Consider the following 25,023-nt stretch of genomic DNA (forward strand, 5'->3'; position numbering starts at 1 on the left):
TGCCTTCGCGGAGAGGGACTTCAGCGCCTGTGACATGTAGGTGGAGTTGACGCCGTTCTCCAGGTCGATGTCGACGCCGTTGAAGCCGTACTCCTGCATCAGTGCGTACACGGAGTTGGCGAAGTTGGTGGCCGAGGTGGAGTCGGCGACCGAGATGGTGCCGTTCTGGCCGCCGATGGAGATGATGACGGATTTGCCCGCGGCCTGCTTGGCCTTGATGTCGGCTTTGAACTGGTCGGTGGTGTAGCCGCCGAGTCCGGCCGAGTCCAGGGTGAAGGAGACGGCGCCGGGTGTGGAGGTCGCGTCGGCGAAGGCGACCGCGATGATGTCGTAGTCGGCGGGTACGTCGCTGAGCTTCTGGACGGCCGCGCCGTTGTTGAAGTTCTGCCAGTAGCCCGTCACTGCGTGGGCGGGAACGGCTGCGGTCGAGGCAACGGCTGCGGTCGAGGCGACGGACGCGGTCGAGGCAGCGGACACGGTCGAGGCAGCGGATGCGGGCGCCGCGGCCTGTGCGGCCGTACCCGTGAAGGAGAGTGCGGCAGCCGCGAAAGCGGCTACGACCGCGCCGAGCCAGGCGCGGGTGAGGGATCGTCCGGATGTCACGTACGGCCTCCAGATGTGGGGGGAGGGGGCTGTCAGCTGCTATACGGAACGGTGGCCACCGCGGGGTGCGTCCAAACTGGTCCAGACCAATGAGCTTGTCAAGGCGTCTCCCCGTTCTTCATCGTTTCTTCTCTTCCTCCCGTCCCTCCGGGCGCCTCCGGGCGTTCCCCTTCGCGCTGCTCCATGTCCAAGATCCAATGATTCTTGGTCAGTTGTGGTTCTCCGCGCGTGTCCCGTGGATACAGTGCTGGTGCAGGAGCAACTCGCTGTGAACGGGGGATCGCGTAGTGCCGACCGCCATAGCTGTCACCAGCAGCGATCTCGTGCTGCCGCCTTCCGACCGGCACACGCCCCCCGCGGCCGTCCTCCGGCCCCCGGCGGAGTGGTCCCTGGAGGCCTCCGTCACGGAGATGCACGCCCTCCTCGAACAGTACGGATACGTCGTCGTGGTGCACGCCGCCGCGCTGCCCGCGCCCTTCGTCCAGCGGCTGCACACCGTCCGCTCGGTACTGGAGAGCGACCGCATCGCGCTGCTGCCCGTCGACCTGCCACCGCTGGGTGTCGCCGTACTCGCCCGGCAGCTGCGCCAGCTCTCCGCCTGCGACTTCAGCCCCGGCGTGCTCGCCTCCGCCGCCCGGCTGCTCTCGCACTACATCTACGCGGGTGCGCTGCTCTCCTCGGTCACCCGGCTCGACCGGGTCCCGGTGTCGCTGACCACGCACGCCAAGTCCTGGGTGCCGGGTTCGCAGTTCGCCGTACTGGCCTCCCCCGCACCCCAGTTGACCAAGGTGAGCGGCACGGAACCCGGCGTACCCGACGGCCCCGCCTTCGCCACGCAGCTGCTCGTCGCCCGCGGCCAGCTCCAGTCCGACTGGGTGACCGGGACGCTCGCTCCGGCGTGGCAGGTCCAGGGCCATCTGGAGACCGCGCTGCCCGCCGACTCGGCCGGCTGGTGGGCGACATCCCGGCTCGTGGAGTTCGCCGCGGCGATCCCCGACATCTCCGTGCTCTACCAGCTGGTCTCCTCCGTACGCCGCGAGCTGTGCCGGTGGTGCGGGCTCGAACTCATAGGAGACCGCTGCGGGTTCTGCTCCTCGCCGTTCGCCGCGCCGCCCGCCGATCCCCCTGCCCAGTTCGAGAGGTTGTCCGCTCAGTGAACTCACGCCAGCGCCGCGGCGTCGTCCTGCTGCTCCTGTCGGCCCTCTGCGCCATCGCGGCCGTCGTCGGGGTGCTCTCCGTGATCCGCAACGTGAATGCGAAGGTCGGCCCGGAGGTCACGGCGTACCGGGTGCGCAGCGACATAGCCCCGTACCAGCAGCTCGCCGCAGGCGACTTCGAGGAGACGCGGATGCCCCGGCGCTGGCTGTCGGACAACGCGGTGACCGACCTCGGCCAGATACGCGGCAAGATCGCCGTCACCCCGCTGCACAAGGGGTCGCTGCTACAGACCGACATGATCGTCCGGCAGCCCGAACTGGCCCCGGGCGAACAGGAGATCGCCATCATGATCGACGCCTCCACCGGCGTCGCCGGAAAGATCACCCCAGGGTCCAGCGTCAACATCTACGCGACGTTCAAGGGCGACGGCAAGAACGTCCCCGACACCTCCAAGGTCATCGTCTCCGGCGCCCGGGTGGTGGACGTCGGCAAGATCACCGCCCTCGACCCGAACCAGAACGAGAACGACCGCACCCGGCAGGCCACCGACGCCGTCCCGATCACCTTCGCCCTGAAGACGCTCGACGCCCAGCGCGTGGCGTACGCGGAGTCCTTCGCGACGCACGTACGGCTCGCCCTCGTCGCGGCAGGCGGCGGCGGGGCCGTGGCCCAGCGCGACCGCACCTACACCCTCGACGGCGACAAGTGAGGGACCGATGACGACTCGCATCCTGCCCGCGGTCGGTGATCCGGACGCGGCCCGCGCGGTGATCACCCTGCTCAGCCAGCTCCCCGACGCGGAACCCGCCCCGCCGGTCACCGACTCGACCTCGCTGCTCGACCTGCTGGCCCGGTCCGCGGGCGTATCACTCGACGAACTGCCCGAGGTCGTCCTCGTCCACGAACGGATCGGCCCGACCCCCGCACTGGAGCTGATCCGGGAGGTCGCCCTGCGCTTCCCCGCGGTCGGCGTCGTCCTCATCACCGCGGACGTCAGCCCCCTCCTCTACACCGCGGCAATGGACTCCGGCGCCCGCGGTCTCATCGGACTCCCGCTCGGCTACGAGGAGTTGGCGGCCCGCGTACAGAACGCCGCCTCCTGGTCCACCGGCGTCCGCCGCCACCTGGGCGGCGGCGCGGACACGGCCACCGGACCCGGCGGTACGGTCGTCACGGTCACCGGCGCCAAGGGCGGCGTCGGCGCCACCGTCACCGCCGTCCAACTCGCCCTGGCCGCGGCGTCGTCGGGCCGGTCCGTCGCGCTGGTGGACCTGGACCTCCAGTCCGGGGACGTCGCCTCGTACCTCGACGTGCAGTTCCGCCGCTCGATCGCCGACCTGGCGGGCATCACGGACATCTCGCCCCGGGTCCTCCAGGACGCCGTGTACGCCCATCCGACGGGCGTCGGCCTGCTCCTCGCTCCCGGCGACGGCGAACGCGGTGAGGAGGTCACCGACCGGGTCGCCCGGCAGACGATCGGAGCCCTGCGCAACCGCTACGAGATCGTGATCGTCGACTGCGGCACCCAGCTGAACAGCGCGAACGCCGCCGCCGTGGAGATGGCCGACCACGCGCTGCTCCTGGTCACCCCCGATGTCGTCGCCGTACGGGCGGCCAAGCGGATGGTGCGGATGTGGGACCGCCTCCAGGTCCGCAAGGCCGAGGAGACCATCTCCGTCGTCAACCGGGCCACCCGCGGCGCGGAGATCCAGCCACCGCTCATCGAACGGATCACCGGTACCAAGGCGGCGCGCGCCGCGATTCCGGCAGGCTTCAAGGAACTCCAGGCCGCGGTCGACGCGGGCCGGATGCAGGACCTGGACAGCCGGTCCGCGGTCAAGCAGGCGATGTGGGCGCTGGCCGGGGAACTGGGCCTGGTGAAGGCGGCCCCCGCGGCCTCGCACGGCCGGGGCGGCGGTCTGCTGCGCGGCCGGAAGGGCGGGGACCGGGGCGGGGACCGGGGTGGCGACCGGGGCGCGGTCCTGGTCGAGTTCGCCGGGATGGCCCCGCTCATCGCGTTCGTCCTGGTGGCGATGTGGCAGTGCGTGCTGTGGGGCTACACGTTCTCGCTGGCGGGCAACGCGGCGGACGAGGCGGCGCGGGTGGCGACGGCGTCGTACGCGGTCGACGGCTCGACGTCCGGCTGCCAGGAGGCGGGCCTCGAACGCCTCCCGGGCAGCTGGCGGGGCGCCGCGAAGGTCAGCTGCGCCGCATCGGGGAATCTGATGCGGGCGACGGTGCATCTGCGCACGCCGGTGCTCTTCCCGGGGGCGGGGAACTTCCCGTGGTCGGTGGACGGGAGCGCCGGGGCGGCGCTGGAGGGGGAGCCGCGATGAGGTGCGTACGTGGGTCACTGATACCGGGTACGGGCAGGGCCTCGGGCACGGGCACAGGCACGGGCACAGGCACGGTCTCGGCTACGGGCAGGGCCTCGGGCACAGGCACGGGTACGGGCAGGGCCTCGGCTACGGGCAGGGCCTCGGGTACGGCAACAGCTACGGCCCGCAGGGACCTGCGCGACGACCGCGGCACCGCCATCCTCGAATTCACCGGGATGCTGCCCCTCCTCCTCTTCATCGGGATGGCCGCCATCCAGCTCGGGATCGTCGGGTACTCCGCCAGCCAGGCGGGCTCCGCCGCCCGCGCCGCGGCCCGCACCGAATCGCTCCAGGCCGGGACCGGCGCCGCCGCCGGGCAGGCCGCCACCGCGGACTGGCTCCAGGGCGGCACCACCATCACCGTCGGCGGCGGGGACACCGTGACCGCGACGGCCACCATCCGCGTCCCCTCCGTACTGCCGGGCATCCACCTCTTCGGACCCGTACACCGCACCGTCACCATGCCGCGCGACTGACCCGCACACCCGATCATCCGCACATCCGCCCCCGTACGCACGGGCAGACAGGACAGGAGGCAACCATGAGTCTGCGCTCGCGCATCACCCCTCCCGAGGAGCACGGCGGCGGCCGGGAGGACGGTCATCAGGTCGCCGCCTACCGCGCCAAACTCCTCGAAGAGATCGACCTCGCGGAGATGTCCTCGCTCGCCGCCGCCGACCGGCGCGCCCGGCTGGAGCGGGTGCTGGGCCACATCATCAGCCGCGAGGGGCCGGTCCTCTCCACCGCCGAGCGCTCCCAGCTGATCCGCCGCGTCGTCGACGAAGCGCTCGGCCTCGGCGTACTCGAACCGCTCCTCGAAGACGCGTCGATCACCGAGATCATGGTCAACGGCCCCGACGCGATCTTCGTCGAGCGCGCGGGCCGGGTGGAACAGCTCCCCATGCGCTTCGCCTCCACCGAACAGCTGATGCAGACCATCGAGCGCATCGTCTCGACCGTCAACCGCCGGGTGGACGAGTCGAATCCGATGGTCGACGCCCGCCTCCCGTCCGGTGAGCGCGTCAACGTCATCATTCCGCCGCTCGCCCTGACCGGCCCCACCCTCACGATCCGCCGTTTCCCCCGCGCGTACCGCCTCCAGGAACTGATCGCCCTCGGCACGCTCGACGAGCAGATGCTGCTGCTGCTCTCGGCGTTCGTACGGGCCCGCTTCAACGTGATCGTCTCCGGCGGTACGGGCTCCGGCAAGACCACCCTGCTCAACGCGCTCTCCGGCCTCATCCCCGAGCACGAGCGCATCATCACCGTCGAGGACGCCGCCGAACTCCAGCTCCAGCAGGCCCATGTGATCCGGCTGGAGACCCGCCCGGCGAACGTCGAGGGCAAGGGCCGGATCACCATCCGCGACCTGGTCCGCAACTCCCTGCGCATGCGCCCCGACCGGATCATCGTCGGCGAGGTACGCGGCGGCGAGACCCTCGACATGCTCCAGGCGATGTCCACGGGCCACGACGGCTCGCTCGCCACCGTCCACTCCAACAGCGCCGAGGACGCCCTGATGAGGCTCCAGACCCTGGGCTCCATGTCCGAGGTGGAGATCCCCTTCGAGGCGCTGCGCGACCAGATCAACAGCGCGGTCGACGTCATCGTCCAGCTCACCCGGCACGCCGACGGCTCCCGCAAGGTCAGCGAGATCGTGATGCTCGTCAGCCACGGCCGCGAACCGTTCCAGCTCGCCACCCTGTCCCGTTACCACGCGCAGCCGATGAGCGCGGACCGCGTCGTGCACGGACAGTTCGAACATCTGCCGCTGCCGCGCCGGGTCGCGGAGCGGCTCCACCTGGCGAACGAGGCACTTCCACCCGCGTTCGGCGTCGTGGAGGGCATCGACCCGCTCAACACGAGAGAGGCGAGGTAGGGCAGGACCATGAACAACACCGCTCTGCTGGCGATCGGCAGCACGCTGCTCTGCGGCGGCCTGGCCGTCGCCGGTATCCATGTCTACGCCTCGGGGAAGGCCCAGCGCGAGGCGCTGGTCGACCGGCTCTCGTACACCGGACCGCCGCCCACCGGACTGCGCACCCGGCGCTTCACCGGCGTGGACCGCAGACTCCGCAGGACCGCACTGGGCAAGCGCATCCAGCTGCGGCTCTCGGCCACCGGCCTGGACCTCACCCCCGGCGAGTTCACCGTGTACGTCCTCGGCGGCGTCGCGGCGCTCTGGCTGATCGCCTCCGCCGTACTGGCCCCGTTCTTCGGCCCGGTCGCCGGACTCGTCGCCCTCTGGGCGGGCAACACCTTCCTCAACTGGCAGCGCCAGAAACGCATCGAGGCGTTCATCAACCAGCTGCCCGAGCTGTCCAGGATCCTGGCCAACGCCACCGCCGCCGGGCTCGCGCTCCGTACTGCCCTGGGCATGGCGGCCGAAGAACTCGACGCACCTGCCGGAGAGGAACTGGCCACGGTCACCAGCCAGTTGGCGCTCGGCCGGTCCATCGACGAAGCCCTGGGCGAGCTGGCCGAACGGCTGCCCTCCCGTGAACTGGTCGTACTCGTCACCACCCTCGTCCTCTCCAACCGCGCGGGCGGAACGGTCGTCGGCAGCCTGCGCAACCTCACCGAGACCCTGGAGGAGCGCAAGGAGACCCGACGCGAGGTCATCACGATGCTCTCCGAGGTCAACGCCACCGCGTACACCCTCCCGCTGCTCGGCCTCGGCGCCATGATCATGCTGAACTCCATGGACCCCGGCTCGCTCGCCCGGATGACCGGGCACCCCCTCGGACAGGCCGCGGTGATCGTGGCCCTCGCCCTGTACGCCGTCGGGTTCGTCGGCATGCGCCGCCTCGGCAAGATCGAAGTCTGAGGGAGGCGGCCGACATGGTGGGACTGCTGCTGGCTCTGCTGCTCGGCGCGGCCGTCGCCGGGATCTTCCAGGGCATCCGGATGTACCGCGCCGAGGCCAAGATCCCCAGCGACCTCGCGGTCGCCCTGGAGGTCGGAGCCACCCGGGTGGGCGGAGTCGAGGCCGCGATCGACCGGGCCGGGATGCGCTTCGCGCCCGCCGTGCTCAAGGCGATGGGCCCCCGGTCCGTGGAGAAGAAGCGCCGCAGGATAGACAGCGCGGGCAACCCCGGCGGCCTGACCGTCGACCGCTACGCGGCCCGCCGCGCGGTGTACGGCATCTTCGGCGGGCTGGCCGCGCTGGCCCTCCTCACCAACGGCAGCCCGGTCCTCGCCTGCCTCGCTCTCGCGTACGGAGTCCTCGCCGCCGACGCGACCATCTGGCAGGCCATCCGCAAGCGCAAGGACATCATCGAGCGGACCCTGCCGGACTTCCTGGACGTGCTCGCCGTCGTCGTCAGCGCCGGACTCGGCTTCCGGCAGGCACTGGAGCGGGTCGCGGAGAAGTACGCGGGACCCTGGGCCGACGAACTGCGCATCACTCTGCGCCAGATGGACATGGGCGTCAGCCGCCGCCAGGCCTTCGACGAACTGCGCCGGCGCAACGGCTCCGAGCAGGTCTCGCAGTTCGTCAGCGCGCTCCAGCAGGGCGAGGAACTCGGCGCGCCGATCGCCGAGACCCTCATACAGATCGCCAACGACATGCGCCGCACCGACGCCCAGAACTCCCGCCGGCGCGCGGCCAAGGCAATCCCGCAGGCCACAGTGGTCACTCTGATCTCGATGGTCCCGGCCACCCTCATCCTGATCGTGACCAACATGTTCCTCGGCTCGGAGACCGACTTCGGCTCCCTCTTCGGGAACTGAGGCGGTGCGCCATGGCGGCACGAGCAAGTCTCCCGGCCGGTTCGGGCATAGGGGCTGCCCGGACGGGGGAGGGATCCGGCCAGTTTCTGTCAGCCACTGCACGGCCGAAACCGGATGTGCCACGCTCTCCCCGGAGAGGTGACTCCGGGCTGCGTTCGAGGAAGGCGGAGGCCATGCGGGACCACGCCTCCGACCGGAGCAACCAGCAGTCGGCCGCCATGGCTGAGTTCGTTCGCGGTTTTCGCGGTTGGGGAGAGCGGGGCGCCGCACACGGCCGCCCTGCCGCAGAGGCGGAGTCGTACGTTCCCGAAGGGGCAGAGCATGGCGAAGAACATCACGCTCAGGGCATACCTGGCACTCGGCACGTGGCGCGACACGGTCGTCTCCCGGATGCGGAGGCAGGCCGGGGACCGCGGGGCGAGCATCGTGGAGTACGGCGGGCTGCTGGTGATCGTGGCGCTGATCGTGGTGGCGGTGCGGGGGTTGGGGCTGCAGGGGATCATCTCCAAGGCGATCGGCACAGCCGTCAACAGCATCACCGGGGGCTGACGGCACGGCGGGCACACGGAGACCGGGGCCAGACGATTCTGATCTACGTTGCCGCCATCGGTGGCCTGCTCTTTCTGGCGTTCGCCTACTTCGCTTTCGCCCAAGCGGCGGTCGCTCGCGGCAGCGCCCAATCGGCCGCCGACGCGGCGGCATTGGCGGCGGCACAGAACGTACGGAACGAGATGGCCGACGGTTTGACCAACTCGCTCGGGCACTCCGACGCCTGGGTCGACTGGCTTCTCGGCAACGAGTCTGTTCCCGGCACGGGAGAAGCGGCGGCGGACCAGCTTGCCGCTGAGAACGGTGCCACGCTCGACGGGCTCACGCCGACCACGGTCAGGGGCTACCCCGCCTTCCGCGCAAGCGTCACGACACGTTCCACGGTGGGCAAGTCGGTGATCCCCGGGACGGACAGCAGGCACGCCAAGGCGCATGCCGTCGCCATGATCGAGCCGCGTTGTTCGGCGACGCCGCCGAGTGACCCGAAGCTCATCGAGTTCAACTGCGACGGCGGTCAGCACTGGAAGATCGATCCCAAGAATCTCGATGATGTCCAACTACCCCAACCGAAAGACCTGTTCGCCGTCCACCTGGCCGAGTAAGGATGAGTTGTAGATGAGCATGCGGCACACCTTGAAGGCCCGCAGGGCATTGACCGCCGTGGTGATCACGACGGGGTTGGTCCTTACGGTGGCGGGCTGCGGAGGCGACAGCGGTGGCAAGGGCAAGCCCGATGCTTCGACGTCAGGTCCCAAGTCAGAGGGGGACGGCAAGGCCAAGCCACCCGCAACGACACAGGACAAGGTGCTGGCGCAGGTCAAGGGCGGCGCCGACATCACGCTCACCATCACGTCCGCCGTTCGTGACCAGGGGGGATTCCTCACGGTGGACGGAACTGTGAAGAACGGAAGCGGGAAGTACTGGCTCGAACCCTCTTGGGCCGGTGACGAGCAAGAACTGGCAGGCAACTCCTCTTCCATGGCAGGCGCGGCTCTGGTCGATCCGGCGGGCAAGAAGAAGTACCTCATCCTCCGTGACACCGACGGTCGTTGCCTCTGCACCAAGTTCACGGGCGGTATCCAGGCGGATGGGGAGCGGGCCTTCTACGCCCAGTTCCCCGCCCCGCCCGCCAGTACCAAGTCCGTCGAGTTCCAGATCGGCGACATGCCCCCCGCCACCATCGACATCACCGATGGGCAGTGACCGATGAAACGACCCCGCCGCTCCGCGGCCACCCTCGCCGTCACCCTCCTCCTCACCGGCCTGTCCGTCACCGGCGCCCACGCCGCCGGGCCCACCCCCAGCACGCCCCCGGACAGCACCAGTTCGACCCCGCCGCCCACGATCGACCCGGCCGCCCCCGGCCTGAAGCTCGGCGACGGCGCGACCCTCGCTCCCTCCAAGGTCCTCGACATCAAATCCGTCGTCGAGGACATGGGCGGTGACGAACGCCGCGAGGACACCAACGCCGACGTGACGTTCGCGCTCCAGGCGGAAGTCCTCTTCGCCAGGGACAGTCCCAAGCTCAACCCGGAGGCCAAGGCCCGGATCAAGGCCATCGCCGAGGAAGCGCTGGCCCAGCACGCCACCAAGGTCAGGGTCTTCGGCTTCACCGACAACCTCGGTTCGTACGAGCACGGCAAGATCCTCTCCAAGCGCCGCGCCGACTCCGTACAGCAGGAACTGGCCACCTCGCTCGGCTCCGACGTCACCTTCGACATCCGGGGGTACAGCGAGGACTACCCGATCGCGTCGAACGACACCGAAGAGGGCCGTACGAAGAACCGCCGCGTCGAGATCTCCTTCCCCCGGGGCGAGAAGCCCGGAGCGGGAGCGACGTCGTAGTGCACGTGTGGGATCTCAAGTTCGGTCTGCACGATCTCACCGCCCGCTTCATATCGACTGCACTCCCAGCGAACTCGCCCACCGCGCACGCCACAGCGGACTGGCCGGCGAGCCCCGCCGTAACCCTTCCGACCATGTCCGGGGCTACGCCTTCCTGCCCGTCCCACTCTCCGTGTGCGCGGATCACGGGTGAGCTAATATCCGCGCATGCGCGGACAGTTCACCGGCTGGCCGGAGCAGGCCATGGACGTGTTGTGGCAGCTCCAGGGCGAACCCACCCACGCGACCCGCGAGCGCTACCGCGCGGACCGCGAACGCCTGGTCCGGCAGCCGATGATCGCCCTGCTCGACGAGGTCGCGGACACCGACCCCCGATACGAGGACTTCTCCGTCTGGCACTACCGCACCGACTCCTGGTGGTGGCAGCACCAGAGCGCGGTGATCCGGCTCGGCCGCAAGATCGAGATCGGACTGCGGTTCTCCCTGGACGGCCTGCGGATCCAGGGCGCCTGGTGGTACCCCGATCCCGGCCAGGTGGACATGTTCCGCAAAGCCGTGGCCTCCGAGGGGAGCGGCCGTGAACTGTCCGCCATCGTCGAGGACGTGCGGAAGAAGGGCTACGACATCTCCGGGGACGTGATGAAACGCCCCCCGCGCGGCTATCCGACAGACCACTCCCGTACGAAGCTGCTGCGCCACCGTTCGCTGATCGCCGCCCGTCCTCTCGGCTGCGAGGCGTGGGTGCACACCCCCGAGGCGGTCGACAGGGTCCTCTCGGCCGCCGCCGACCTGGACGCCCTGCTGATGTGGCTGGTCCGCCACGTGAAGCGCGCCGCCTGACATCGCGAGGGCGCCGCGCGGCATGGGAGGAACCACACCCGTGCCGCCGGCACCCGCGCTCAGAAGGTGATGTGCACCCTTCAGTGCCGACCGGTCGAGCGGCCCCCTCAGGCCGACGTCGTCAGCGCCTCGCGGGTCACGGGATGGGCGAACTCCCGCCCGGCGCAGTAGCGTTCGATCTCGGCCAGGGCGCTGTGGGTGATGCGCTGGAGCTCACCGCCCAGGGAGCCCGCTATGTGCGGGGTCAGGAGGACGTTCGGGAGTGAGTACAGGGGTGAAGTCGCCGGCAGTACTTCGGGGTCGGTGACGTCCAGGACGGCGTGAATGCGTCCTGACGCAGCCTCGGTGGTCAGAGCCTCGGTGTCGATGAGTGAGCCCCGCCCGGTGTTGATCAGGGTGGCCCCGTCCCGCAGCAGCGACAGGCGGCGGGCATCCAGCAGATGGTAGGTCTCGGGCAGGGCGGGGGCGTGCAGGGAGACGACGTCGCAGGCGGCGAGCATCTCTTCGAGGTCGACGAGCCGGGCCCCCAGCGACCGGGCCCGCAGGGGGTCGAGGTGGGGATCGGCCACCAGCAGGTCGAGGTCGTAGGGGCGCAGGAGTTCCAGCACCCGGCGGCCCACCAGGGACGCGCCCACCACGCCGACGGTCCTGCGGTAGTTGCCGAGGCCGGGACAGTACGCGGACCAGTCCAGCGCGGTGCGGTGTTCGCGGTAGAGCCCGCTGATCTCCAGGACGCGCTTGTTGGCGAAGAGGACGGCCGCGACCGTGTACTCGGCAACGGGCAGGGCGTTGGCAGCCGCTGCCGTGGAGACGAGGAGTCCGCGGTCCCAACAGGCCTCCGTCACATGGTGTTTGACGCTTCCCGCAGCGTGCACGACCGCCTTCAGTGCGGGCATGCGGGCCAGTACGGCGTGATCGAGCGGGGGACATCCCCAGGACGTGATGAGGAGTTCTACGGCTGCCAGGTCCGGTACCCGGTCGAAGTCCTCGAAGTTCTCGACGTCCTCGAAACCTTCGAAGTCCGCGAAGTCCTCGGCGACGAACTGCGGGTCGATGTCGACGTACCGTGCCAGCCGCTCGACCACGGCCGGCGGGAAGAGTACGTCGCGGTGTGCGCGGCCCATGGCGAACAGGGCGCGGGGGCGGGCCTGAGCGGACGGCAGCTGCGTGGATGGCATGGGAATCCTCATGGCGATGGGCCTACTTGACGGCGCCGGCGGTCATGCCGGACTTCCAGAACCGCTGGAGCATCAGGAAGAGAACGACCAGGGGAGCCACGGACACCAGCGATCCGACGACCGCCAGGAGGTAGTCCTGCGGGTGCCCCTGGGAGAGCGCGGAGGAGTACCAGACGTACAGCCCGAGGTTGACCGGGTAGAGCTTCTGGTTGGACAGCATCACCAAGGGCAGGAAGAAGCTGTTCCAGATCTGGGTGAACTGGAAGAGGAAGATGGTCACGAAGCCGGGCGAGATCATCGGGAGGGCGATGCGGCAGAAGGTCTTGAACTCGCCGGCCCCGTCCACCCGGGCGGCCTCCAGGACCTCGTTGGGGACGTAGGCCGCGCTGAAGACCCGGGCCAGATAGACCCCGAACGGGAACACGAGGCCGGGGACGAAGACGCCCCAGAAGGTGTTCACCAGGCCGACCTTGGCAGCGAGCAGGTACAGCGGGATGGCCATCGCGGTGCCGGGCACCATCACACCCAGCAGGACGAAGGCGAAGAGCTTCTCCTTGCCGGGAAAGGCCAGCTTGTCGAACGCGTACCCGGCGGCCACGCTGAACACCGTGGCCAGCAGCGCGCCGATCCCGGCGTACAGGACCGTGTTGACCAGCCAGCGCAGGAAGATGCCGTGGTCGACCTCGAACAGGTGCCTGAGGTTGCCGAGGAGCGCGAAGTCGTGGCCCGGCGCGAAGCCGTTCGTGGCGAAGAGGTCCTGGCGGCTCTTGGTGGACGACAGGACCAGCCAGAGCATCGGCAGGAGTGTGTAGAGGGCGGCGAGACCCAGCATCGCGGTGACGCCGGTCCGGGACAGCAGGGCGGAGGGGCGCTTGCGGGGGCGCCGCGGACCGTCTCCGGGCCGCCTGTCCTCGCTCCGGTGGTCCACGGGCTCAACGGGCTTGGGGGGACTGGGCGTTGTGGTCATGGTCACGGCTGACTCCTGCTGCGCGAGAACCGGGTGACGAGGAACGACAGCGCGGCGGCGAACAGCGCGATGAGCAGCGAGGCGGCTGCGGCCAGGCCGAAGTCGTTGTGGGTGAAGGCGGCGGTCTGGACGTACATGTTGGGCGTCCAGCTGCTGCCGATCGAGCTGGAGGCGCTGTAGATCACCTTCGGCTCGGTGAAGAGCTGGACCGAGCCGATGACGGTGAACAGCACGGACAGGGCGATGGCCGGGCGGATCATCGGCACCTTGATCGACAGGGCGGTACGGATGCCGCCCGCACCGTCGATCTTCGCCGCGTCCAGGGTCTCGCGCGGCACCGACTGGAGGGCGGCGTAGAAGATGACCATGTTGTACCCGGTCCACTCCCAGACAGCGATGTTCGCCGTGGAGAACACCGCGTTGTCCGCCGAGAGGAAGCTGACGTCCAGGCCTCCGGAGTGGAGCAGGTCGATCACCGGGCTCAGCCCCGGGGTGTACAGGTAGACCCAGATGAGCGCCGCGATCAGACCGGGCACCGCGTGCGGGAGGAACAGGGCCAGCTGGAAGAAGGCCCGCGCCCTGACCAGCGCCGAGTCCAGCAGCAGAGCGAGGACGAGCGCGCCGCCGATCATCACCGGGATGTAGATGGCGACGTACACGGCGATGGTGAGGAATCCGTTGCGGAACGCCGGGTCCGACAAGGCGTTCGTGTAGTTGTCCAGGCCTGCGAAGACGCTCTCGGTGCCGCCGAAACCGAGGCCGGAGGTGCGGGTGGTGAACAGGCTCATCCAGCCCGCGTAGACCAGCGGGGCGAGGGTGACGGCGGCGAAGAGGACGAAAAACGGTGCTACGAGCAGCGCGGCAGTACGGCGCTGCGCGCGGGCTGACGGGCTTGCCATACCGGCCATTCCGGCCTTCCTCATGGAGATCGGGAGAGATCGGGAGAGATCGGGAGAGATCGGGAGAGTGCGGGGGTGAGCGGCCGGATGTCCGTCCCGCCCGGCGGTCCGGGCATCCGGCCCAGCAGGGGTTCGCGTCCTACGGGGCGAGCCGCATACCGCGGTGCTTGATGTCCTTGACGGTGGCCCGCTGTGCGCCGGCGAGGACGTCGGGAAGCGTCACCTTGCCCTCGGCGACCTTCGGGAGCCCGTCGACGAGGGAGGTGTTCGTGGTCCCCATGACCGGGCCCCACGTCCAGCCGGGCACGACCGCCGCGTAGGACTTGCTGCCCACGGCGTACACGTCCTGGCCGCCGAAGTAGTCCGTGGGGAACGCCGCCTTGGCGACGGGCACCAGCCGGGGATCGGCCGGGAACATGCTGCTCGTGCCGGAGGAGACCCATGCCTTCATACCCGCCGGGTCGGTGGTGATCCACTTGATGAACTCCGCAGCGGCGCCGCTGTTCCTGGCACCCTTCGGGATGACGAACGACGAGCCGCCGTACATGGCGGAGGCCGGCTTGCCGTCCCAGGTCGGGACCGGCGCCACCGCCCACTTGCCCGCCTGGTCGGCGACGGTCGCCTGCTGGGAACCCGCGCACCAGCTCGCACAGACGTAGGCGACGGTCCGGTTCTGCTGGACGCTCGACCAGAACGGGTCGAGCGTACTCAGCGACTGGACGAGGCCCTGCCGGGCGAGGCCGCCCCAGTAGTCGGCCACCTTCCGGGCGGGAGCGTCGTCGAGCGATACCTTCCAGGCGTCCTGCTGCGTGGAGAACCACTTCGAACCGGCCTGCCAGGACAGCGCGCTCAGCAGTCCCGGGTTGTCGGTGAACAGGACTCCGCCACGCGCCTTCGGGTCGGCCTTCTTCACCCGTACGGTCATGTCCCGGTAGGCGTCCCACGTGGTGGGGACATCGATCCGGTGCTTCTTGAAGAAGTCCTTGCGGTAGTACAGCATCAGCGGCGCGGCGTCACGGGGCACACCCCAGGTCCGGCCCCCCAACTGGACCAGTCTGCTCACCGACTTGGGGAAGTGGTCGTTCACCAGGGGGCCGAGGGTCTTGTCCAGGCTCTCCAGCTCGCCCTGCGTGGCGAACTCCGGCAGCTGCGGGTACTCGACCACCGCGACGTCCGGGACGGTACCGGCCTTCACGGCGTTCGTGAGCTTGGAGTAGTACTCCTGGCCCGAGGGCACCGACTCGAAGTTCACCTTGATGCCGGGGTGGGTCCGGTTGAAGGCCTCGGCCACCTTGTCGGAGCCCTTGACGAAGGACCAGAAGGTGACCTCTCCGGTCTTCTTCTCCGCCGCGGATCCCGCGTGGTCCGAGCCCCCACAACCTGTGACGAGCAGGCCGAGTGCCGCGACGGAACAGACGACAGCTGTCAGACGTCTACGAAGCATTGATGTGCCACCGATCGTTCGCTTGGGTGTCACCTCAATCATTCGTTACATACGACAGCCAGTCAATGGATTCGCTTTCGTTTGTTTAAAGTGAAGCTATGTGACATCACTTGGTCGGGTGTTGACCCGCCGTTGTGTTGACCCGCCGTTGTGTCGGTCCGTCAGGCGTCGGTCCGGCGGTCGGCGCCACAGGACGCCCGTACCCGCAGTTCCGGGCGGAGCAGGATCTCGGCCAACGGCATGGAAGGGTCGGACATCCGGCGTACCACCAGGTCGAGGGCCCACGACCCCACCGCCTGCTTGGGGGGAGCCACCGCGGTGAGGGGAACCTCGCTCAGCTCGGCGACCTCGTCGTCATACGTGACCAGGGCCAGATCCTCCGGCACCCGCATGCCCCGGGTGCGCAGGATGCCGACGAGGGCGATGGCGTCGATGTCGTTGTGCACCAGTGCGGCCCGGACCTCACCGGCTTCCACGGCCCGGACCACCTCCTCGAAGCGCGCGTCGACCGGAGCCGCGTCACCGCTGGTGGTGATGCGGTACTCGGGCCCCGGCGTCAGCCCCATGACCTTCACGGCATCGGCGTAACCAGCGCTGAGAAGCGCCGTGTTGGGGCTCTCGACCCTGGCGACCAGGGCCACCTTGTCGTGCCCGAGCCCGGCGAGGTGACGCACCGCCAGGGCCGCGCCGTAGGCGTGGTCGGAGGCCACCTGTTCCAGCCGGCCGGCCCGGAGTCCCGCCCGGCGCTCCACCAGGACCGTCGGTACATCGAGGCCGCTCAGCCAGTCCTCGGCCTCGCCCAGCAGGCTCAGGCCCGGGTGCAGCATCAACAGCAGGCTGTCGATGCCACCGGCCGTGAGCTGGCGTACCTGCTCCTGGTTCTCCGCCAGCGACTCCCCGGAAACGGCCAGCACGACCCGTACGCCGAGCGCACGGGCCGCGTTCTGGACGCCGCGGATCACCTCCGCGTAGTAGTAGCCGCCCGGCGGGACCACCAGCCCGACGGCGTACCGCTCTGTCGCGGGCGGCGGGACGGGGACCGGAGCCTCGGCCGCGGGTGCGCCTGCGGACGCGGGGGCGGCGGCCCTGGTGTCGACCGGGGTCAGGGCCCTCGCACCGCCGTGCACCCGGGTCAGCAGCCCCCGGCCCGCCAGCTCCCGTACGTCCTGCCGCAAGGTGACGGCGGAGACGCCCATCTCCGCCGCCAGCTCCTTGACCGTGACCGTGCCCGAACCCTGGCGCTCCACCGCACGCAGGATCGCCTGCCGCCGCTCGTCAGCCAACACCTTCAGTCCCCTCTCGGTAACGAGTGAGTCGCCCTCCTTCACTCGACAACCAAAAGATATCAATCAAAGGTAAACATCGGCTTCGAACGACAGTTTTCATGAACGGCGTTCAGGGCCGCCGTTCACGGCGACTGTTCAGGCGGCTGTTCAGGCGGCTGTTCAGTACGACGGCCTGTCGTCGACCTCGACGAGATTGTTGCCGCGGAGCGTGTAGAGCATGCCCCGGTCCACGTTGACGTGCGGGCCGCTGTACCAGACGCCGTTGATGCCGGCGACGACCGTGCTGACGGCGAACGTCTTCGGGTGGAAACGGAAGAGCGTGGTGTCCGAGACGCCGTAGACCACACCGCGGTTGACGACCATGGCGCCGAATCCCTTGCAGACACTGCTCACATCAGCGGTGTGCACCACCTTGCGGGTCCGTACGTCGATGACGAACGACGCGCCCTTCGTGGTGAGTCCGTAGAGGTTCCGGCCCTGCACCGCCAGCGCCGCCACCCCCGCGGTCTGCTGCGTTTCGACGCGCCACTTCTCCCGTCCGGTGACCGGATCGACAGCGACGACGGTGGCGCGCGACCCCTCCTTGGCGTCGTTGTCGCCGCCCAGGTAGGCGACGCCCTGCCGGTTGACCACTGCCCGCACCATCTGGACGTCGTCGATGGGGTTGACGTAGGAGGCCGACTTCCCGGTCCTCGGGGAGTACGTCCACAGGGCGCCGCCGCCCTCGGTGTCGGACTGCACGCCGACGAGGAACAGCTCGTTCTCCGGGTCCCACGAGGTGTCCAACGGCCGGTTCTGCTCACTGGGGAAGTGCGCGGCCTGCTGCGGCTGCTGCCGCTTGGCGGGGTCGTACCGATAGATGCCCAGCGCGTCGTACTGACCTGTGTACAGGCGTCCCTCGATCACCTCGGCGTCCTTGGCCTCGCCCGGTGCCTGCAGGTTGACCACCTCGCCGGTCCGCAGATTGCGCCGGGAGATGGAGCTGTTGCCGCCGACGTAGACGTACCCGCGGCCGGCGGCGATCCCCATGCCTGCCTGCGGACTGGCGGGCGCGCCCGCCTCCTTCAGGTCGGTGACCACCGACGTACGGGCCGCCAGGTCGATCTCGGCGACGAAACCGTAGCCCGAGACGACCGCCAGCTTCCCGTCGGTGTGGTCCACGCCCCAGATCTCACCGAGGTCCGGTCCGTCGAACTCGACGGGGGAAACCGTCCTGTCCGCCTTCGAGTAGGCCTGCACCCCCGCCTCGGAGGCGAAGTAGATCCGGTCCTCGTCGGCGGTGAACGCCTTGATGGTTTGCGCCTGGGTGGGTACCACGGTGTACGAGGAGAGGTCGTTCAGGTCCATCAGCGCGAGCTTCGAGGGATCGACTCCACCCGAGGTGCCGACGACCAAGTGCCCGTCCATGACGGCGAGTTCCCGCAGGCTGGGGTCCTTCTCCATCTCCTTGGGCACGATCGAGGTGAAGGTGCGCTTCTGCCGGTCGAAGGCGAACAGCGATGCCCTGCTCGCGCCGCCCCCGCCGGAGAGGATGCTGCCCGCCCCGAAGAAGACGGTGGTGTCCGTGGCGGCGACCGCCCTGGCCAGGGTGGCCTTCGGGTCGGGGGCACCCAGGTCGGTGACGGTGCCGGTGGCCGGGTCGTACTCCCACAGGACGGGCGCCCTGTCAGGGACGCCGCCCACGGCGTAGACCGTGCCGTCGGGGGCGACTGCCAGATCGCGGATGTCCCGGTCCCCGGTCCTGCCGATGGGCACGGCAGGCTTTTCCGGCGTCTTCAGGTCCCACCGGAAGAGATTCGGCTTGCCTTCGTCGGCCTTCAGCAGGACGCCGATATAGAGGTACTGGCCGGTGGGGTCCGCCGCGAGCGCCTGGATGGACGGCTTGGGCCCTGCCCCGACTTCGGTGTACGACACCACCTTCCGGCTCGGCAGATGGAACCCGATCACCCTGGCGGGTTCCACGTTGCGGGCCCCTATATAGACGGTGTCACCGACCAGCAGTCCACTCATCAGGGAGAACTGGACCAGACCGGGCCCGAGATCGGTCACCACGGTCGTGGGCGCCCGGCCGGACGCGGCCTGCGCCCGGTCGGCGAAGAGGGATCCGGCAGCCGTCGCGAGCCCGAGCGCACCACCGGCCTGCAGCATTCGGCGCCTGCTCACGGTCGAATAGTCGGTCATCTGTACTCCTAGTGGTAGGGACTCTGTGGATTCGGTCCGCGGACTCGGTCTGCGGTTTCGGCCCGCGGTTTCGGTCCGCTTATTCGGTGTGCGGATGCGCGTCAGGACAGATCGAAAATGCGGATGTCGTCGTGCTGAACGATCCGCGTGGGTACGTCGCCGTCCCCGAGCGTTTCCGAGGGACGGTAAAGACCCCACTTGATATAGCCGTGTTCGGCCGGATTCTCCGGCTGGTAGGTGCGCACGTTCTCGTACGAGGCGGCCGACGTGTAGTCGGACTGCCCCGGAAGCTGCACGGAGACCTTGAAGTACCCCGTCTCGTCAGTGGTCCAGCGCGCGTCCACGCGGAACTTCATCCACTTGTTGACGTAGGGGCGGAAGTCCGGCACCACCGTCGTCTGCCGGTTCAGGTGCGGGGACCGGAACGCCATCGCATTGCGCTTCGCCATCAGGTAGAACGCCGGGACGTTGCCGCCCGCGTACTTCCCCTGGAAGACGATGTCGCCCGTCTCGCTGTCGCCCGACTTGTACGGCTGCCAGTCCTTCAGCAGCACGCTGAACTCGTAGCGCTGCACGTCACCCACGACGAACTGCCCGTTGGTCAGCAGGTCCGTCGCGGTCTCGCTGCGCGGTGCGCCGTTGGACTCGTATCCCGGATCGCCGAGCGTCACCTTGTGCTGGACCGCGTACGCACTCCCGTTTCCCGGCCGCACGACGCCGGAAGCGTCCGGTGCTGTGGCGTGCGTGGTGGTCAGGCCTTTCACTCCCGAGTCCAGGGTGCCGCTCTCGTAATCCACGTGCAGGACTTCCTTGGCGCTCTGTGCGGCCACCGACCTGACGGGCGAGGTCCTTTCCGCATCGGCTCCATGGGCTTGGGACAGCAGGAACGGAACCAGCAGGGCTCCTGCTCCGAGCGCGGTCGATACCTTGCGAAGCTTGGTCATTTCGCCCCTCGACATCGTGGGATTTGCAGGTGAAGCCGGGCTGGGAGGCCCCGATGGCCCCCGCCTCGTGCGGTGCTCGGTCGGCGGACGCTCGGCGCGGCTGCATGACGGAGTTGTCACGCCCAACGGTGATGCGACATCACTCGAAGCCGTATCGCGGCGTTCGTGCTTCGTTCATGCTGACATGATTACGAACGAAAGCGAAAGGCTGGTGACAAGACTCGTTGAATCCAAGGGTGGGTGGGCCCGTAGCCCCCTCGATGTCGAGCTCCGGGCGGCTTGCGGCCCTCGAAGTGACGTCGTCCTCGGTGTGCCGCAACCTTCGTTCGATGGATTGCGATGCCGAACGAAGGCCTGACGGTCGACGCTCCAGGCGCCCGAGCCTCGCCCTACGGACCCGTACGGGGCATTTCGCACCCGGTTCCTGGACATGACCCAAGGAGGGATCACCTCCAATTCCGTTCCAGGAGTTCGCAGTGAAACGTCTTGGTCTGCTCGGCGCAGTTCCCTTTGTCGGCATGTTGGGCGGTGTCTTCGTCGCCAACCGCACCACGCCGTACGTCCTGGGCATGCCGTTCCTGCTGTTCTGGGTGTCGCTGTGGGTGGTGCTGACCTCCGTGACGCTCGCCGTGATCTACCGGTTGGATCCGCGCAACAAGGAGGTTCAGCGTGACGGAGGTTCAGTGAAGGAGGTCGAGCAGTGATCGCGCTCGCCGTCATCCTCGCCTTCGTGCTGCTCGCACTCTGCGTGGGCATCCGTTCCCGGCGGGGCAGGAGCATGGATCTGGAGCAGTGGTCGGTCGGCGGCCGGGGCTTCGGATCGGTCTTCGTCTTCCTGCTCATGGCAGGGGAGATCTATACGACCTTCACCTTTCTCGGCGCCTCCGGATGGGCCTACGGCAAGGGCGGGCCCGCCTTCTACATCCTGTGCTACGGGTCGCTGGCCTACGTCATCTCGTACTGGCTGCTCCCGGTGATCTGGTCCTATGCGAAGCAGCACCAACTGCTGTCGCAGCCGGACTTCTTCGCGGCCAAGTACCGCAGCCCGGCCCTCGGGGTGGTCGTCGCGCTGGTCGGCGTGATCGCGATGGTCCCGTACCTCGTACTCCAGCTCCAGGGGCTCGGCGTCATCGTGTCGGTCGCCTCCTACGGGCACATCGGCCAGCACGCGGCCGTGGTCATCGGCGCACTCGTGCTCGCCGTGTACGTGACCGTCTCCGGAATCCACGGTTCGGCGTGGACCAGCGTCCTCAAGGACGGGCTCATCCTCGCCGTCGTCGTGGTCCTCGGCATCTACCTGCCGGTGCACTACTTCGGCAGCGTCGGCGCGATGTTCCACGCGGTGGACGCCGCCGAGCCCGGGTTGCTCACCCTGCACTCCACCGGGATGAGCCCCACGTGGTTCGTCTCCACGGTGGTGCTGTCGGCGCTCGGGTTCTACATGTGGCCGCACAGCTTCGCCGCCTCCTACAGCGCGCGGAACGAGCAGGTCTTCCGCCGGAACGCGATCTTCCTGCCGCTGTACCAACTGGTCCTGTTGTTCGTCCTGTTCGTAGGATTCGCCGCCGTCCTGGTGGTGCCGGGCCTCAAGAACGGCGACCTGTCGCTGCTGACGATCAGCCTGAAGGCGTTCCCGCCCTGGTTCGTCGGTGTCATCGGCGGGGCCGGTGTGCTCACCGCGCTGGTGCCCGGATCCCTGCTGCTGATGACGTCGGCGACCTCCCTCGCCAAGAACGTCTACCGGGTCGCCCGGCCCGCCAGTTCGGACGCCCAGGTACGGCGGCTGGCCAAGGTACTGGTTCCGGTGCTGGCGCTGGTCGCGCTGTTCTTCGCGTTCAACGGCGGAAGCACCATCGTCTCCCTGCTGCTGATGGGCTACGGCCTGGTCACCCAGCTGTTCCCGGCCCTGATCCTCAGCCTCGGACACCGGCGTCGGGCCACCGTCCCCGGGGCGGTGGCCGGAATGGCCGTCGGCGTCGCCGTGGTCGTGGCGTTCACCCTCGCGGGGACGGGCCTCGGCGATGTCGCCCCCTGGTTGCCCCGGCCCGTACAGGACCTCAACACCGGCCTCGTGGCCCTGGTGGCCAACTGCGCGGTCCTCACCGTCGTTTCGCTGCTCACCGGCCGCGCGGCGGACGGCAGCTCTGCGACGGACCCTGCGGCCAACGCTTCGGCGGACCCGTCGTCGGACCCGTCGTCGGACGCGGACCGACTGGCGGGCGACCCGGCAACCGGCTGACGGCAGTGCTCACCTCGCGGTGCGCCGGCAGCCCGTACGTCAGGGCGGCGGCGCACCGCCGGGGAAGCGTGGAGTCCGTTGGCTGCGGGGGCCGTTGGCGGTCATAGGGTGTCGACCGTGAGCAGACACATAGACTTCGAACGCCTGCACAACTTCCGGGACATGGGCGGCTACCGCACCGCCGACGGCCGCACGGTGCGCTGGGGCCGCCTCTACCGCTCCGATTCGCTGGCCAAGCTCCAGGGGGCAGATCGGGACCGGTTCCTGGAGCTCGGTGTGCGTACGGTGATCGACCTGCGCTACCCGTGGGAGATCGAGGCGAAAGGCCGGGCGCCCGAGGACGCGGGGCTCGACTGGTTCAACTTCAGCATCGAACACCGGCCGTACGACCAGGCCGGGATCGATCCCGACGTCGACCCCTGGCGCTACCTCGCCGACCGCTTCGCGGAGGTCGCCCTCGACGGTGCGGTGGAGATCCGGCAGGCCCTGGAGATCATCGCGTCACAGGACGCCCCGCAGGTCTTCCACTGCGCCTCGGGCAAGGACCGTACCGGCCTGATCGCCGCGCTCGTTCTCTCGCTCGTCGGAGTGTCCGAGGACGACATCGCCGCAGACTTCGCCCTGACCGAACTCGCCACGGACCGGCTGATCGCCGACTGGCACGCGTCCAACCCGACCCGCACGCTGAGGTGGCCCGGCTACGGCAGGGCCCCCGAGACGGTCATCCGGCTGTTCCTGGCGGACCTGACGGCCGAGTACGGGGGCGTGCACGCGTACGCGACGAAGCACCTGGGCGTCGACGAGGAGCTGATCGGGGGGCTGCGGGAGCGGTTGCTGACCGACTGAACCTGCGCTGCCGCTGCGCGTGTGTACTACAGCAGGTGATCCGCCTTGCCCGCCTTGATGTCCCGGATCATGGTGCGAAGGGCTTCTGTGCTGTCGGTGATGTAGTGGGATTCGTCGCCGCGAACGGCTACGTAGCCGTTGCCGTGTGCGTCGGTGCCGATTCGGAAGCAGTTGTTTCCTTCCGCGCAGAAGGGTTCTTCCCAGGTGATGTCGGTCATGGTGGCCTCTCTCAGAGTTCGCGGACGATCGAGCGGATGCGGTCGCGCGAATGGGCTGGGCTGAGCGTTCTGGCGCTCATCCAGTCCAGACGGGCACGGTACTTGGTGAGCTGCGCTTCTGCGTGGGTGAATTCGGGGCCATGTGCCGAGTCGAGTTACACCGTGTTCAGTTGGCTGGAAGGAACCCACAGCAAGTCCCACTATGAGCATCCCGAATTGTCGCTACCCATCAGTAAGGTCGTTGCGATCGTTTCTGCTCCGCCAGTCGGCCAGCGCGTGCCGGGCGCTCAGGGCGCGGGGAGGGGGGAGGTCCGTGCCGCATGCCTCCTCGTGGTGGTTGGCGTGCTCCTCGCCGCAACGGCAGTATTCGTTCCTCGGTGGTGGAGAGAAACCGGCAGGTCGTCTCTCATTTCGATCAGGGTCGAACCCCGCGATGACGCTCCGCCACCTTCCGTTTCAGCTCGCCGGTGGCACTTGGGGGCCGGATAGGGGCGAGCCGTGATGCGCGAAGATTTCTTAGTCCGAGTCGCCTGATCAGATTCCCTGGGCGCCGCCTCATCTGCTGTCTACAGCAAGTGATCCGCCTTGCCCGCCTTGATGTCTCGGATCATGGTGCGAAGGGCTTCCGCGCTGTCGGTGATGTAGCGGGATTCGTCGCCGCGGACGGCTATGTAGCCGTTGCCGTCGGCGTCGGTGCCGAGTCGGAAGCAGTTTGCGCCTTCGCCGCAGAAGGGGCTTTCCCAGTTGATCTCGGGCATGTTCTGTCCGGCTCCTAGAGTTGTCGGGCGAGATTGCTGATGAATGTGCGCGATTCCGCCGGTGCCAGTGCGCGTGTCTGCAACGCGTCGAGCTGGGCCCTGTACTTGGCGAGCTGTATGTCCGTGTCCAGGAATTCCGGCCCGTGGGTGGCGTCGAGTTCGACCACGTCGAGCGCGGGTACGGAGGCCGAGGCGTAGACGACGGACTGCCCGGCGCCGGGGAAGCCGCCTTCCTTGAACGGGATGACACGCACCACGATGTGCTGTCGCTCGGACAGCTCCAGGATGTGGGCCAGCTGTGCACGGATCGTGGCCGTGCCGCCGAACTCGATCCGCAGGGCCGCTTCATGGATGATCACGTCGACGGTCGGTGGGTCCGGACATTCCAGGACCTGCCTGCGGTCCATGCGGTGCATCAACCGTGCGTCGAGATCGGAATCCGTCAGTCGGGGAATGACATGCCCGAAGACCGCGCGGGCGTACGCCTCCGTCTGGAGCAGTCCGGGCAGGTGGATGGTCACGGCGATACGGAGGGCCACCGCGTGCCACTCCAGCTCGGCGATGTCCAGTAACGCGCAGGGGAGTTGTCCCCGGTACGTGTCCCACCAGCCCTTGCCGCGCTCGCTCGCCATGGCGGCCAGAGCGTCGATGAACGCCTGGTCGGGGCAGCCGTAGTTGCCCGCCAGGGTGCGTACCCGTGCGGCGCTGATCCCGGATCGGCCGGATTCCATATTCGGAATGTTGGTGCGGGGCACGTCGAGCAGACCGGCAGCGTATCCGGTGCTCATGCCCGCCGCGAGGCGCATCTTGCGCAGCTCCGCACCGAGTCGCTTCTGGCGCGCGGTGGGGGTGCTCCTTGGCGGCATGAGTCCTCGCTCTCGAACCGGGTACCGGGCTCAGTCTGCCCCGGGCGCGAGCGATCGGTCCACACTGGCGGTTTCGCAGAACGTAGTACATG

At 68.7% G+C, this 25,023-nt stretch carries 25 protein-coding genes and 1 pseudogene; 15 read left to right on the forward strand and 11 right to left on the reverse strand.

The genetic code is table 11. The features are described from left to right. A pseudogene (locus NBY69_RS09350) lies at positions 1-417 on the reverse strand (glycosyl hydrolase family 18 protein); the annotation flags it as partial. 473 nt (positions 418-890) lie between these two features. Between NBY69_RS09350 and NBY69_RS09355 the strand changes: the two are divergent. From NBY69_RS09355 to NBY69_RS09410, 12 genes are all read left to right on the forward strand, one after another. Then, positions 891-1,760 (forward strand): hypothetical protein, encoded by an 870-nt coding sequence (locus NBY69_RS09355; RefSeq protein ID WP_250299783.1) that lies wholly within the window; start codon positions 891-893, stop codon positions 1,758-1,760. Continuing rightward, the gene (cpaB, locus tag NBY69_RS09360) at positions 1,757-2,470 is read left to right on the forward strand and encodes a Flp pilus assembly protein CpaB (protein ID WP_250299785.1); all 714 of its coding nucleotides are present in this window, start codon (positions 1,757-1,759) and stop codon (positions 2,468-2,470) included. The genes NBY69_RS09355 and cpaB overlap by 4 nt, the downstream gene beginning before the upstream one ends. Positions 2,471-2,477: 7 nt before the next feature. Next, on the forward strand, positions 2,478-4,097 hold the full coding sequence (locus tag NBY69_RS09365) for an AAA family ATPase (protein ID WP_250299787.1): 1,620 nt from the start codon (positions 2,478-2,480) through the stop codon (positions 4,095-4,097). Further along, on the forward strand, positions 4,094-4,615 hold the full coding sequence (locus tag NBY69_RS09370; protein ID WP_250299788.1) for a TadE/TadG family type IV pilus assembly protein: 522 nt from the start codon (positions 4,094-4,096) through the stop codon (positions 4,613-4,615). The genes NBY69_RS09365 and NBY69_RS09370 overlap by 4 nt, the downstream gene beginning before the upstream one ends. 65 nt (positions 4,616-4,680) lie before the next feature. Further along, positions 4,681-6,018: a CpaF family protein gene (locus NBY69_RS09375; protein WP_250299790.1), complete on the forward strand. Its 1,338-nt coding sequence runs from the start codon at positions 4,681-4,683 to the stop codon at positions 6,016-6,018. Positions 6,019-6,027: 9 nt separating this feature from the next. Beyond that, a complete protein-coding gene (locus tag NBY69_RS09380; RefSeq protein ID WP_250299792.1) occupies positions 6,028-6,966 on the forward strand; it encodes a type II secretion system F family protein in 939 nt (312 codons plus the stop codon). Positions 6,967-6,980: 14 nt separating this feature from the next. Beyond that, on the forward strand, positions 6,981-7,871 hold the full coding sequence (locus NBY69_RS09385; RefSeq protein WP_250299795.1) for a DUF5936 domain-containing protein: 891 nt from the start codon (positions 6,981-6,983) through the stop codon (positions 7,869-7,871). A 321-nt stretch (positions 7,872-8,192) separates the two neighbouring features. Next, the gene (locus NBY69_RS09390; RefSeq protein WP_250299797.1) at positions 8,193-8,420 is read left to right on the forward strand and encodes a hypothetical protein; all 228 of its coding nucleotides are present in this window, start codon (positions 8,193-8,195) and stop codon (positions 8,418-8,420) included. 38 nt (positions 8,421-8,458) lie between these two features. Further along, complete coding sequence (locus NBY69_RS09395; protein WP_284347912.1) at positions 8,459-9,022, forward strand: pilus assembly protein TadG-related protein; 564 nt, start codon at positions 8,459-8,461, stop codon at positions 9,020-9,022. Between the two features lie 13 nt (positions 9,023-9,035). Next, the gene (locus NBY69_RS09400) at positions 9,036-9,623 is read left to right on the forward strand and encodes a hypothetical protein (protein ID WP_250299798.1); all 588 of its coding nucleotides are present in this window, start codon (positions 9,036-9,038) and stop codon (positions 9,621-9,623) included. A 3-nt stretch (positions 9,624-9,626) separates the two neighbouring features. After that, positions 9,627-10,265: an OmpA family protein gene (locus NBY69_RS09405; protein WP_250299800.1), complete on the forward strand. Its 639-nt coding sequence runs from the start codon at positions 9,627-9,629 to the stop codon at positions 10,263-10,265. A gap of 207 nt (positions 10,266-10,472) precedes the next feature. Continuing rightward, the gene (locus NBY69_RS09410; protein ID WP_250299802.1) at positions 10,473-11,105 is read left to right on the forward strand and encodes a DUF2461 family protein; all 633 of its coding nucleotides are present in this window, start codon (positions 10,473-10,475) and stop codon (positions 11,103-11,105) included. A 107-nt stretch (positions 11,106-11,212) separates the two neighbouring features. Here NBY69_RS09410 and NBY69_RS09415 read toward each other — a convergent pair whose 3' ends face one another. The 7 genes from NBY69_RS09415 to NBY69_RS09445 form a co-directional block, all read right to left on the reverse strand. Beyond that, positions 11,213-12,283: a hydroxyacid dehydrogenase gene (locus NBY69_RS09415; RefSeq protein ID WP_250299804.1), complete on the reverse strand. Its 1,071-nt coding sequence runs from the start codon at positions 12,281-12,283 to the stop codon at positions 11,213-11,215. Positions 12,284-12,305: 22 nt separating this feature from the next. Then, positions 12,306-13,250 carry a carbohydrate ABC transporter permease gene (locus tag NBY69_RS09420; protein ID WP_250299829.1) on the reverse strand — a complete coding sequence of 315 codons (945 nt, stop codon included), beginning with the start codon at positions 13,248-13,250 and terminating at the stop codon, positions 12,306-12,308. Positions 13,251-13,252: 2 nt separating this feature from the next. After that, complete coding sequence (locus NBY69_RS09425) at positions 13,253-14,149, reverse strand: carbohydrate ABC transporter permease (protein ID WP_250299831.1); 897 nt, start codon at positions 14,147-14,149, stop codon at positions 13,253-13,255. A 139-nt stretch (positions 14,150-14,288) separates the two neighbouring features. Further along, positions 14,289-15,593: an ABC transporter substrate-binding protein gene (locus tag NBY69_RS09430; protein ID WP_250299807.1), complete on the reverse strand. Its 1,305-nt coding sequence runs from the start codon at positions 15,591-15,593 to the stop codon at positions 14,289-14,291. Between the two features lie 161 nt (positions 15,594-15,754). After that, positions 15,755-16,879: a substrate-binding domain-containing protein gene (locus tag NBY69_RS09435; protein ID WP_250299809.1), complete on the reverse strand. Its 1,125-nt coding sequence runs from the start codon at positions 16,877-16,879 to the stop codon at positions 15,755-15,757. Between the two features lie 159 nt (positions 16,880-17,038). Beyond that, a complete protein-coding gene (locus tag NBY69_RS09440) occupies positions 17,039-19,060 on the reverse strand; it encodes a PQQ-binding-like beta-propeller repeat protein (protein ID WP_250299810.1) in 2,022 nt (673 codons plus the stop codon). Between the two features lie 101 nt (positions 19,061-19,161). Continuing rightward, positions 19,162-20,004, reverse strand: a complete 843-nt coding sequence (locus tag NBY69_RS09445; protein ID WP_250299811.1) for a heparin lyase I family protein — start codon at positions 20,002-20,004, stop codon at positions 19,162-19,164. 476 nt (positions 20,005-20,480) lie between these two features. Between NBY69_RS09445 and NBY69_RS09450 the strand changes: the two genes are divergently transcribed. The 3 genes from NBY69_RS09450 (at position 20,481) to NBY69_RS09460 (ending at position 23,089) form a co-directional block, all read left to right on the forward strand. After that, a complete protein-coding gene (locus NBY69_RS09450; protein WP_250299812.1) occupies positions 20,481-20,708 on the forward strand; it encodes a DUF3311 domain-containing protein in 228 nt (75 codons plus the stop codon). Continuing rightward, complete coding sequence (locus NBY69_RS09455) at positions 20,705-22,243, forward strand: sodium:solute symporter (protein WP_250299813.1); 1,539 nt, start codon at positions 20,705-20,707, stop codon at positions 22,241-22,243. The genes NBY69_RS09450 and NBY69_RS09455 overlap by 4 nt, the downstream gene beginning before the upstream one ends. A 117-nt stretch (positions 22,244-22,360) precedes the next feature. Then, positions 22,361-23,089, forward strand: coding sequence for a tyrosine-protein phosphatase (locus NBY69_RS09460; protein WP_250299814.1), 729 nt, complete (start codon positions 22,361-22,363; stop codon positions 23,087-23,089). Positions 23,090-23,115: 26 nt separating this feature from the next. On the opposite strand, the gene NBY69_RS09465 is transcribed toward NBY69_RS09460, so the two are convergent. The 3 genes from NBY69_RS09465 to NBY69_RS09480 form a co-directional block, all read right to left on the reverse strand. Next, the gene (locus NBY69_RS09465; protein ID WP_250299815.1) at positions 23,116-23,307 is read right to left on the reverse strand and encodes a hypothetical protein; all 192 of its coding nucleotides are present in this window, start codon (positions 23,305-23,307) and stop codon (positions 23,116-23,118) included. A 566-nt stretch (positions 23,308-23,873) separates the two neighbouring features. Then, entirely contained in the window at positions 23,874-24,065 is a 192-nt protein-coding gene (locus NBY69_RS09475; RefSeq protein WP_250299817.1) for a hypothetical protein, read from the reverse strand. A gap of 14 nt (positions 24,066-24,079) precedes the next feature. Next, positions 24,080-24,931 carry a helix-turn-helix transcriptional regulator gene (locus NBY69_RS09480; RefSeq protein WP_250299819.1) on the reverse strand — a complete coding sequence of 284 codons (852 nt, stop codon included), beginning with the start codon at positions 24,929-24,931 and terminating at the stop codon, positions 24,080-24,082. Positions 24,932-25,023: the final 92 nt, after the last annotated feature.

This window comes from Streptomyces sp. A 4/2 (assembly GCF_940670765.1).
Classification (GTDB): domain Bacteria; phylum Actinomycetota; class Actinomycetes; order Streptomycetales; family Streptomycetaceae; genus Streptomyces.